An 11,562-nucleotide genomic window follows, 5' to 3' on the forward strand; every position below is an offset into this window, starting at 1 on the left:
GGCCTGCCGGCCGCTGATCGCGCGCCAGGGCTTGAGCGCGGTTCTGGTCGAGCCCGCGGTCAAGTTGCTGCGGGACAAGGGCGCCACCGTCCAGTTCGGTCATGAGCTGCGCGGGTTCGGCATGTCGGCCGGCCATGTCGGCGAGCTGAAATTCGGCGGCGACACGATCGTGCTCGCGCCCGATGACGTCGTGGTGTTGGCGGTGCCGCCGCGGCCTGCCGCATCGCTGCTGCCGGGCCTCAAGACGCCAAACAAATTCCGCGCGATCGTGAACGCGCATTTCCGCGTCGATCCGCCCAGGGATGCGCCGGCGATTCTTGGCGTCGTCGGCGGGCTGGTGGAATGGCTGTTCGCGTTCCCGCAGCGCCTGTCGGTCACCATCAGCAATGGCGACCGGCTGGTGGATATGCCGCGTGAGGAACTCGCGCAGGCGATCTGGCGGGATGTCTGCAAGGCCGCCGGGGTAGAGGGGGAATTGCCGCCCTGGCAGATCGTGCGGGAGCGGCGCGCCACATTTGAGGCAACCCCGGAGCAGAACGCGCTGCGTCCGGGCACCTCGACCGCCTGGAAAAACCTGTTTCTTGCCGGCGACTGGACTGATACGGGGTTGCCGGCCACCATCGAGGGATCGGTGCGGTCGGGAGACCGCGCCGCCGATCTGGTGCTCGCCAGGCGCCCGGCCTGATCGGAAGCAGCGAAACCGGTGTCGGGTCAGCCGGTCGCGAACCAGGGGATGTCGCGTAAATGCTTTCCCGCGATCAAACCGCAGCCGTCGATCCGCTCGCGCTGGAGCAAAGCATCTCGGCGGCGACAGAGGCGCTGCTCGGCTACCGGCAACCCGACGGACATTGGGTGTTCGAACTGGAAGCCGACAGCACCATCCCTGCGGAATATGTGCTGCTGCGCCACTATCTGGCCGAGCCGGTCGACGCCGTGCTGGAAGGAAAGATTGCCAATTACCTGCGCCGCGTCCAGGGCGACCATGGCGGCTGGCCGCTGGTCCATGACGGCCCGCTCGACATCAGCGCCAGCGTCAAATGCTATTTCGCGCTGAAGATGATCGGCGATTCCGTCGATGCGCCGCATATGGTGCGGGCCAGCGAAGCCATCCGCTCGCGCGGCGGCGCCATCCACAGCAATGTTTTCACCCGCTTCATGCTGGCGATGTTCGGCGTGCTGACATGGCGCAGCGTGCCGGTGCTGCCGGTCGAGATCATGCTGCTGCCGATGTGGTCGCCGTTTCACATCAACAAGATTTCGTACTGGGCGCGCACCACCATCGTACCGCTGATGGTGCTGGCGGCGCTGAAGCCGCGGGCGAAGAATCCAAAGGGCGTCGGCATCGACGAGTTGTTCCTGCAGGCGCCGCATTCGATCGGAATGACCGCGAAGGCGCCGCATCAAAGCTGGGGCTGGTTTATGCTGTTTCGCGCGCTCGACAGCGTGTTGCGGCTGCTCGAACCGCTATTCCCGAAAAAACTGCGCGCCCGCGCGATCGACCGCGCGGTGGCGTTCATCGAGGAGCGGCTGAACGGCGAAGACGGTCTCGGCGCGATCTATCCGCCGATGGCCAATGCCGTCATGATGTATGAAGCGTTCGGCAAACCCGCGGACTATCCGCCCCGCGCGATCACGCGACGGGGTCTCGACAAGCTACTGGTGATCGGCGAGCACGAGGCCTATTGCCAGCCCTGCGTCTCGCCGGTGTGGGACACCGCGCTGACCTGTCACGCGCTGCTGGAGGCGGGTGGCGAGGAGGCGTTGCCGAAGGCGAAGCAGGGCCTCGACTGGCTGAAGTCGAAACAGGTGCTGGACCTCAAAGGCGACTGGGCCGTCAAGCGCCCCGACGTTCGGCCGGGCGGCTGGGCGTTCCAGTACAACAATGCCTATTACCCCGACCTCGACGACACCGCCGTCGTGGTGATGGCGATGGATCGCGTACGGCGCCAGTCGGCGAGCGCCGAATATGACACCGCGATCGCGCGCGGCTGCGAATGGATCGAGGGCATGCAGAGCCGCGATGGCGGCTGGGCCGCCTTCGACGTCAACAACCTCGAATATTACCTCAACAATATTCCGTTCTCCGATCACGGCGCGCTGCTCGATCCGCCGACCGAGGACGTCACCGCGCGCTGCATTTCGATGCTGGCGCAGCTCGGCCAGACCGCCAGGACCAGCAAGCCGGTCAAGGACGGGATCGCCTATCTGCGCCGGACCCAGTTGGCGGAGGGGTCGTGGTACGGCCGCTGGGGGTTGAACTACATCTATGGCACCTGGTCGGTGCTCTGCGCCCTCAATGCCGTTGGCGTCGACCACCAGGACCCGATGATCCGCAAGGCGGTGAGTTGGCTGGCCTCGATCCAGAACAGGGACGGTGGCTGGGGCGAGGACGCCGTCAGCTATCGGCTGGACTACAGGGGATTCGAGGATGCGCCCTCGACCTCCTCGCAAACGGCATGGGCCTTGCTTGGGTTGATGGCGGCGGGGGAGGTTGGTCACCCGGCCGTGGCCCGTGGGGTGGGATACCTAAAGGCCACACAGACCGAAAAAGGGCTCTGGGACGAGGCGCACTACACCGCGACGGGCTTTCCGAGGGTGTTTTATTTGCGTTATCATGGCTACTGCAAGTTCTTTCCGCTCTGGGCGCTGGCGCGGTATCGGAATTTGCGAAGCACCAATAGCAGGGTGGTGGGGGCAGGAATGTGAGCTTGGGGGCGGGGGCCGCCGCGACCGTGGACAATTCGATTGATTGCAATTCGATTGATTGCAATCCAATTGATCGCAACCCAATTGATCCACGTCCGGTCTTGATCGTGACAGGTTTGGTGCAGGAGGCCCGCATCGCGGCCGGCCCAGGCATGATCGTGATCTGCAGCAGCAGCGATCCCCGGCAATTGCGCGCGCTGCTGGCGACGCTGGATTCGTCGTCATTCAGGGGTGTCATCAGCTTCGGCGTCGCCGGCGGGCTCGATCCGTCGCTGAGGTCGGGCGATGTGGTGGTGGCGACCGAGGTTCTGGCCGGCGATACCCGCTTTCTGGCGGGGCTTGCGCTGAACGAGGAAATGATCGCCAAGGCGGCGCTGCGACGCCGGCGCGTGGTCAGGGGCGGGCTCGCGGGCGTCGAGCAGGTGGTCGCCGCCCGGGCCTGCAAGGCCGCGCTGCGTTCGGAGACCGGGGCCGCGGCCGTGGACATGGAGAGCCATGTCGCGGCCGCCTATGCGGCCGCGGCGGGCCTTCCGTTCGCGGCGCTGCGGGTGATCAGCGATCCGGCCGGCCGTGCTTTGCCGGAACTGGCGAAGACCGCGCTCAAGCCGAATGGCGATATCGACCTGCGCAAGATATTGCGCGGCATCGTGCGCAACCCGACGACGCTGCGCGCGCTGGTCTCGACCGGCATCGATTTCAATCGCGCGCTGCGCAGCCTGCGCGGCTGTCGAGGTTTTCTGCTCGGCGGCGAGCGCCTCGTCACGGCGGATATCTGACAGGCAACAACGCAAAATGCTCTGAAATTATTTCCGATTTCCGGGCACAGTGGACATGGCCGGACTGCAGAATTTGGTCGCAATCGGGGGCGCGGCGGACATCGAGCAAGTCGCGCCAATCAAGCTCGATTTATGAGTACGCGCCCTGGCTCACCGCACAGACAAATCCGATCGGCCGCCGTTCTCGCGCGACGAGGGCAAACTCGTCGCGCTTCCGGCCGGCCTCGGTTCAGGCGGCTGTGGAGGTTTTTTGTTGCTGCTTGGCGGCAGCGGCGAGCGCCTCGTCACGGCGGATATCTGACAGCCGCTTCTGCACTTCGGCCGAGAAGATGTACTGGGCCGGACGCTGCCGATCGAGGCTGATTTCGGGCGCCATCGGGCCCGAGGTCCGGATGCCGCGCAGCGCTACCCACATCGCCTTCAGCGGATTGGCCAGCGCGGCGTTGGCCGCGGTCGGCTCGTAGCCGCAATGCGCCATGCAGTCGGCGCACTTCTCGTACTTGCCGGTGCCGTAGGTTTCCCAGTCGGTGGTTTCCATCAGTTCCTTGAAGGTCCTGGTGTAGCCTTCGCCGAGCAGATAGCAGGGCTTCTGCCAGCCGAAAATGTTGCGCGCCGGCATGCCCCAGGGCGTGCATTCGTAAGACTGGTTGCCGGCGAGGAAGTCGAGGAACAGGCCGGAATGCATGAAATTCCACTTCTTGCCCTTGCCGAGCGCAAAGACGTCGCGGAACAGTTTCTTGGTCTTGGTGCGGTTGAGGAAGTGCGCCTGGTCGGGCGCGCGCTCGTAGGCGTAGCCGGGCGACATCGAGACGCCGACGCCGAGTTCGGTGGTGAAATCGAGGAATTTGGCGATGTCTTCCGCCGCATGCCCGTCGAAGATCGTGGCATTGACGTTGACGGTGAAGCCGCGGGCTTTCGCGGCCTTGATCGCCGACACCGCGCGATCGAACACGCCCTTCTGCGACACCGCCTTGTCGTGGTGCTCCTTCAGGCCGTCGAGATGCACCGAAAAGAACAGGTACGGCGAGGGCTCGAACAGATCGAGCTTCTTTTCCAGGAGCAGCGCGTTGGTGCACAGCGAGACGAATTTCTTGCGCGCCACGAGGCCGCGCACGATCTCGCCGATCTCCTTGTGGATCAGCGGTTCGCCGCCGGGGATCGCCACCATCGGCGCGCCGCATTCGTCGGCCGCGTCCCAGCATTCCTGCGCCGACATGCGGCGGTTGAGGATGGCGTCGGGATAGTCGATCTTGCCGCAGCCGACGCAGGCGAGGTTGCAGCGGAACAACGGCTCCAGCATCAGCACCAGCGGATAGCGTTTTCGGCCAAGCAGCTTCTGCCTGATGAGATAGCCGCCGATACGCAGCTCCTTGAAGAACGGTATAGCCATTGAGAGATTTCTTTCTGGACTTGGATAGAGAAGTGGATCAGCTCGCAGTCAGTTCGGCGGGAAGCCTGAATTCGATATTTTCTTCGCGGCCGGAAAGCACCGACACCTTCACAGGTCCGATACGCCTCAAAGCCTCGATCACGTCGTCGACCAGAACTTCGGGCGCCGAGGCGCCCGCCGTGATGCCGACGGCTTTCGCGTCCTTGAGCCAATCGGGGTTCAGCTCGTTGCCATCGGCAATCAGATAGCTCGCGACCCCGACCTCGGTGCCGATTTCGCGAAGCCTGTTTGAGTTGGAACTATTGGCGGCCCCCACCACCAGGATGACGTCGACCAGCTTGCTCAGGTCCCTTACCGCGGATTGGCGGTTCTGTGTCGCATAGCAGATATCCCGGATGTCCGGGCCTTGAATATCTGTAAATCGCGCCTGAAGGGCGGCGATGATGTCCCTTGTGTCGTCCACGCTGAGCGTGGTCTGGGTGATATAGGCCACCGGGGCGTCGACCGGCAGCGTCAGGGCTGCCACATCGTCCACGTTCTGGACCAGCAGCACCGGGCCGGGAACCTGACCCATGGTTCCCTCGACCTCGGGGTGGCCGGCGTGACCGATCAGGATCAGGGCCCGGCCTTTCGACATATAGCGCTTGCCCTGGTTATGGACCTTGGTCACCAGCGGGCAGGTGGCATTGAGCACCGGCAGGCCGCGGGCGGCGGCCTCCTCCTCGACGCTGCGCGCCACGCCATGGGCGCTGAATACGGTGACGGCGAGCGGAGGCACCTCCGACAGGTCCTCGACGAAGATCGCGCCCTTGTTTTTCAGGCTTTCGACCACGTATTTATTGTGGACGATCTCGTGGCGCACATAGACCGGCGGGCCATACTTCTCGAGCGCGCGCTCGACGATCTCGATGGCGCGCACGACGCCCGCGCAAAATCCGCGCGGCTGCGCAAGATATACTTCCATGGGACGCCCGTTACGCAAGTTGCACCAATTTCATTCAAAAAACTCCATACAGCCGCGACCTGCCGAAGCCACAGCTCTGGTAGGCGGATATCAGCAATATCCGCGCCACGACCAGTTCCTTCACTTGATCCCCATTCGTAAAGGCATGGAAGCACAGGGCTTTGTGTCAAAAAACCGGTGGTTAGAAAAGGAAGATCACGAAATCGTCCCCAGCGACACATAATTGGTATTATAGTACGGTATCGACAAGCTCTCTGACCGTCCCGGCGCTTTGCCGGCCTCGTCACTTTTTCGTCCGCCGCGGCGGTCTATACCAGCCGCTCGGTTCCGGTTCGGCCCGCTTGGCCGCCCTCCCGGGTTCCCCGGAGACCAAAACAACGTTAGATCGGCACCTGGAACTCCGCTAGACAACGGGCGTTTTCGCAAGCCCCTTCAATGAGCAAGCCCCTTCAATGAAAGAAACGATGTGCTGACAAGTATTGTTGTCTCGATTGTTAGAACTTGCACACGGTTTGCCACTCCCGTCGTCGTCATCTCCCTGATCCTGGCGATCGGCGCGGGCGTCTATGCCGCCCGCAACTTTTCCATCAACACCGACATCAATACGCTGATTTCGCCTGACCTCGACTGGCGCAAGCGCGACAACCAGTTCGAACATGCCTTCGAGCGGGAGAAATTGATCCTCGCGGTCGTCGACGCGCCGACACCGGAGCTGACCAGTTCCGCCAGCAAGGCGCTTGCCGGCAAGCTGTCCGGCGACAAGAAGCATTTCGAGGCGGTGACGCCGCTCGGATCCGGCGAGTTCTTTGAAAAGAACGGGCTGTTGTTTCTCCCGGTCGACCAGGTCGGCAAGCTCACCGGTCAGCTCGAGGCGGCAGCGCCCCTGATCGAGATCATGGCCGGCGATCCCTCGATCCGCGGCCTGACCGGGGCGCTGGATACCGGACTTGCCGGCGTCAAGCGCGGGCAGGTCAAGCTGGACAATGCCGAACGGACTTTCAACCTGATCGCGCAGACGGTCGAGGACGTGCTGAACAAGGGCAACGCCACCTTCTCCTGGCGTGAACTGGTGAGCGACAAGCCTTTGACCGATTCCGTTCGGCGCGCGTTCATCGAGTTCAAGCCGATCCTCGACTACAATTCGCTCGAGCCGGGCAGGGATGCCACCGACGCGATCCGACAGGCGGCGAGGGATCTCAATTTCGAAGGCCAATATGGTGCGCGGGTGCGGCTGACCGGGCCGGTTCCGATTGCCAACGAGGAATATGCGACGGTGCAGGACGGCGCGATCCTCAACGGCATCGGCACCACGCTGATCGTGCTGCTGATTCTGTGGATGGCCCTGCGTTCGTCGAAAATCATCTTCGCGGTGTTCGTCAATTTGTTGGTCGGCCTTTCCATCACCACGGCGGCCGGCCTGAAGATGGTGGGTTCGCTTAACCTGCTTTCGGTCGCGTTCGCCGTGCTGTTCATCGGGTTGGGCGTGGATTTCGGCATCCAGTTCAGCGTCCGCTACCGCTCGGAGCGCTTCAAGAAGGATGATTTGCGGCTCGCGCTGGCGAGCGCGGCGCGCCGATCCTCAGTCCCGCTGTCGCTGGCGGCAATGGCCACCGCGGCCGGTTTCCTGTGTTTCCTGCCGACCGATTACAAAGGCATTTCGGAGCTCGGCAAGATCGCCGGCGCGGGCATGCTGGTCGCGTTTTTGACCAGCATCACGCTGCTGCCGGCGCTATTGACCTTGCTCAATCCTCCCGGGGAAAAAGAACCGGTCGGCTATGCCTTCCTCGCGCCGGTCGATCGTTTCCTCGAAAGGCACCGCGTCGTCATCATCGTCGGTACGCTTCTGATCGCGGTGGCCGGTCTGCCGCTGCTCTATTTCATGAAGTTCGACTTCAACCCGATCAATCTGCGCAATTCGAAGGTGGAGTCGATCGCGACCTTCCTTGATTTGAGGAAGGACCCGAACACCGGCGCCAATGCCATCAACGTGATGACGAATTCGGAGGCTGACGCGAAGAAGATCGAGGCGCGGCTCGAGCAGGTGCCGGAAGTGCTTCGCGTGATGTCGCTCGAGAGTTTCGTTCCGGAAGATCAGCCGGTGAAACTGAAACTGATCGCGCAAGCGGCGAAGATCCTCAATCCCGCGCTGAACCCGGACTCGGTCGATGCGGCGCCCTCCGATCAGGAGAATGCCGAAGCCTTGAAGGGATCGGTCGAGAGCCTGCGCAGGACCGCGGGCGATGCCAGGGGACCGGGCGCGGTGGCGGCGCGGCGCCTTGCCGATGCGCTGGCGAAACTCGCCTTGTCCAGTCAGGCGACGCGGGACAAGGCCCAGAACATTTTCGTCGCACCGTTGAAGGTGGTGCTCGAGCAACTCAGGAACACCATGCAGGCCCAGCCGGTCAGCCTGAAAACGCTGCCGGCCGAGCTGGTGAAGGGCTGGAAGTCCAGGGATGGGCTGATGCGCGTCGAGGCGCTGCCGCGCGGCGATCCCAATGACAACGAAACGCTGCGCAAATTCGCCAGCGCGGTCCTCGAGGCCGAGCCGAATGCGATCGGCGGACCGGTTTCGATTCTCAAATCAGGCGACACCGTGGTCAGGGCGTTCATTCAAGCCGGCATCTGGGCGCTGGTCGTGATCAGCCTGCTGCTCTGGCTGGCGCTGCGGCGTGTCACCGACGTGCTGCTGACGCTGGTTCCGCTGCTGGTGGCAGGCGCCGTCACGCTGGAAATCTGCGTGCTGATCGGGCTGCCGCTCAACTTCGCCAATATCGTCGCGTTGCCGCTGTTGCTCGGCGTCGGCGTCGCGTTCAAGATTTACTATGTGACGGCGTGGCGGTCGGGCCGGACGAATTTGCTGCAGACCAGCCTGACGCGGGCGATATTTTTCAGCGCACTGACGACCGCCACCGCGTTCGGAAGCCTGTGGCTATCGAGTCATCCCGGCACCGCCAGCATGGGCAAGCTGCTGGCGCTCTCGCTTCTCACCACGCTCGCCGCCGTGCTGTTGTTCCAACCGGCGTTAATGGGCAAACCGCGCGATATCCGGGAGGAGACAGATGTCACCAACTGAGTCCGTCGCCGCCTGACCGGCTGCCTGCCTTTGACCGGGCGGCTTGGGAGCCGGGTTCGCTGCGCCGGTGGTCTTCGGCACCGCCTGCGCGGGCGGCGCCGGTGCCGCTACTGCCGGGGTCGCCGTCCTGGGCAACGCCGTGGCGGCCTTCGGCGCGCCCTTGGCCATGCTGTTGACGGGGCTTGAGGGGATCGGTGGGGCGACCCGGGTCCAGGTCTCGCCGCCGCACAGGAAACCCAGCATGCAACCTTGAATCTCCAGCTGGTCGGAACCAATTGGCTTGATGGTCGAACTGTAGGTTTGTCCGTCCTGGGCGTTATAGACCTGGCCTTCCCACTGATCGATGCCGGCCTTCTTCTTCATGTCGAGCAGGATCGGCATTCCGAGCGTCGGCCTGCCCTGCTTTGAGGCATCCGGATTATGCGAATCCTTGCCGCCCGGCGTTTTCTCCCACGCAACCACACCCCACATGCTGCCGTTGCACTGTGCGACCCGGATGTTGGCGACACCATCGGCGACCCTCCAGTCACCGGTGGGGTCCGCCGCCAGCGCAGTGGCAAGGCCGCTGGCAAAAAATAATCCAGAACAGACTATTCTGCGCGCGATCGTTCTTGGGCAGTGCAACATGGTTCAAACCTATGCTTAAGTAGATGATCCAATCGAGGTTAAAACGCCGCAATGTTCGTTTTCAGTTGACGAAATGGTCATCAACCGAAGTATGTAGCGAATGCTCAGTTCAAATCTAGACGTTTCCGAGATGTTTGTGGCGCGGCAGGCGCAGCGCAGTTCCATGCATGCGCGCTATATGAACGAGCAACTGGTACGGGTGCTCAAGACCATCGGTTACGATGTCGGTTTTCAGAAGGGTCAAGGTCAATATCTCTTCGATCGGGACGGGGCACGTTATCTCGATCTACTGAGCGGTTTTGGCGTTTTTGCGATTGGCCGCAATCATCCGGCGCTGCGCCATGCGCTGAAGGGCGTGCTCGACAGCGACCTTCCCAATCTGGTTCAACTCGATGTCTCGACGCTCGCCGGCGTGCTGGCGGAGCGCTTGATCGAATGTGTCCCATATCTGGACAAGGTGTTCTTTGCCAATTCGGGCGCGGAATGCGTCGAAGCCGCGATCAAGTTCGCGCGCGCCGCGAGCGGCCGCCCCGGAATCGTCTACTGCGCCCATGCCTATCACGGACTGACCTACGGCGCGCTGTCGCTGACCGACGATCCCAACTTTCGCGGCGGCTTCGAACCGCTGCTGCCGGGATGCACCTCGGTTCCCTTCAACGATCTCGCAGCCCTCGAGCAGGCATTGTCGTCGCGCCAGGTCGCCGCCTTCATCGTCGAGCCGATCCAGGGCAAGGGCGTCAATATGCCCACGGACGAATTTTTGCCGGGCGCTGCCGCGCTGTGCCGCAAATATGGCTCGATGTTGATCGCCGACGAAATCCAGACCGGGATCGGCCGCACCGGAAAATTCCTCGCGGTCGAGCACTGGAATGTCGAGCCCGACATGGTGCTGTTGGCGAAGGCGTTGTCCGGCGGTCATGTCCCGGTCGGCGCGCTGTTGACCCGCAAGAGCATCTTCAACAAGATCTTCAATCAAATGGACCGCGCCGTCGTGCACGGCTCGACATTTGCGAAAAACGATCTGGCGATGGCGGCCGGTATCGCCACGCTGGAAGTGATCAAGTCCGAAAAACTGGTCGAGGCGGCCGCCAAACGCGGCGCCGAGCTTCGGCTGGCGCTGACCCGGATGGTCCCCGGCTATGAATTGATGAAGGAAGTGCGCGGCAAGGGGCTGATGATCGGCGTCGAGTTCGGCCCGCCCAAATCGCTGCCGCTGAAAGCGTCGTGGAACCTGCTCGAGAGCGCCAACAAGGGCCTGTTCTGCCAGCTCATCACGGTGCCGCTGTTCAAGGATCACAAGATCCTGACCCAGGTCTCCGGCCACGGCAGCCACACCATCAAGCTGCTGCCGCCGCTCGTGATATCGGAGCAGGACTGCGACTGGATCGAGCAGGCGTTCGATGCCGTGATCGCCTCCAGCCACAAGGTCCCCGGCGCGATCTGGTCGCTCGGCAAGACCCTGGTGGACAACGCCGTGCGCAAGTCGGCGTAGATATGCCAAACTACCCCTCCGCATTCGTCCGCATCGCGGCTTCGAACCTGTCGCCGAAATCGGCCAGTTCATCGGCGCCGAGATCGCTGACTGCCCAGTAGTTCAAGCCCCGATCGCTCCAGCGCCGGATATTGAAGCCCTGCAGCGCCGTGATCCTGGCCGCGTGGCGTTCGGTGTTCGCGGTCTGCGCCACGAACAGATTGATCACATGCGCACGGCGGCGATAGACAACGGCGCCGATGGCACGGGCATCGACGTAATCGAGACGGCCGCCGATCAGCGTAAAACCCTGCGCGGCAAGATCGACCACCGGCGGCGCCACGTCGAGCTTGCCGTTGAACCACGGTTTCACCGTGTGCCGGTCGGTGGAGATCACGTCGGTAAGATGTCCGGCCTGTAGCGAGCGCAGATGCGCCGAGACCATTTCGGACTGGATCCGCGCCTCGTCGTCGTGGCGCAGCACGATCGCGACAAGGCCCGTCGCCGCCAGCGCCGACACCGCCGACCCAAGCGCAAAGCCGCGCAGCACCGCGC

The 11,562-nt window shown here is 63.2% G+C and carries 9 protein-coding genes; 5 read left to right on the plus strand and 4 right to left on the minus strand.

Annotated features, from left to right (window positions below):
• The 3 genes from WCE35_RS07325 to WCE35_RS07335 all read left to right on the plus strand — a co-directional run.
• The coding region (locus WCE35_RS07325; protein ID WP_424592681.1) for a hydroxysqualene dehydroxylase at positions 1-685 on the plus strand (685 nt) is incomplete at its 5' end.
• Positions 686-744: 59 nt separating this feature from the next.
• The gene (gene shc / locus WCE35_RS07330; RefSeq protein ID WP_424592682.1) at positions 745-2,706 is read left to right on the plus strand and encodes a squalene--hopene cyclase; all 1,962 of its coding nucleotides are present in this window, start codon (positions 745-747) and stop codon (positions 2,704-2,706) included.
• Between the two features lie 116 nt (positions 2,707-2,822).
• Positions 2,823-3,482, plus strand: a complete 660-nt coding sequence (locus WCE35_RS07335; RefSeq protein WP_424592689.1) for a phosphorylase — start codon at positions 2,823-2,825, stop codon at positions 3,480-3,482.
• 229 nt (positions 3,483-3,711) lie between these two features.
• Here the strand turns inward: WCE35_RS07335 and hpnH are convergent, their stop codons facing one another.
• On the minus strand, positions 3,712-4,872 hold the full coding sequence (gene hpnH / locus WCE35_RS07340) for an adenosyl-hopene transferase HpnH (protein WP_424592683.1): 1,161 nt from the start codon (positions 4,870-4,872) through the stop codon (positions 3,712-3,714).
• A 37-nt stretch (positions 4,873-4,909) separates the two neighbouring features.
• Positions 4,910-5,836: a 4-hydroxy-3-methylbut-2-enyl diphosphate reductase gene (gene ispH, locus WCE35_RS07345; protein WP_424592684.1), complete on the minus strand. Its 927-nt coding sequence runs from the start codon at positions 5,834-5,836 to the stop codon at positions 4,910-4,912.
• 466 nt (positions 5,837-6,302) lie between these two features.
• Between ispH and WCE35_RS07350 the strand changes: the two genes are divergently transcribed.
• The gene (locus WCE35_RS07350; protein WP_424592685.1) at positions 6,303-8,909 is read left to right on the plus strand and encodes an MMPL family transporter; all 2,607 of its coding nucleotides are present in this window, start codon (positions 6,303-6,305) and stop codon (positions 8,907-8,909) included.
• Here WCE35_RS07350 and WCE35_RS07355 read toward each other — a convergent pair.
• Positions 8,859-9,536, minus strand: a complete 678-nt coding sequence (locus WCE35_RS07355) for a DUF2147 domain-containing protein (protein WP_424592686.1) — start codon at positions 9,534-9,536, stop codon at positions 8,859-8,861. The two genes, WCE35_RS07350 and WCE35_RS07355, sit on opposite strands and share 51 nt — an antisense overlap.
• A 100-nt stretch (positions 9,537-9,636) precedes the next feature.
• Between WCE35_RS07355 and hpnO the strand changes: the two genes are divergently transcribed.
• Complete coding sequence (gene hpnO / locus WCE35_RS07360; RefSeq protein ID WP_424592687.1) at positions 9,637-11,028, plus strand: aminobacteriohopanetriol synthase HpnO; 1,392 nt, start codon at positions 9,637-9,639, stop codon at positions 11,026-11,028.
• A gap of 10 nt (positions 11,029-11,038) precedes the next feature.
• Here the strand turns inward: hpnO and WCE35_RS07365 are convergent.
• On the minus strand, positions 11,039-11,562 hold a 524-nt coding region (locus WCE35_RS07365), incomplete at its 5' end, for an anti-sigma factor family protein (RefSeq protein WP_424592688.1).

The organism is Bradyrhizobium sp. (assembly GCF_049691595.1).
Lineage (GTDB): Bacteria > Pseudomonadota > Alphaproteobacteria > Rhizobiales > Xanthobacteraceae > Bradyrhizobium.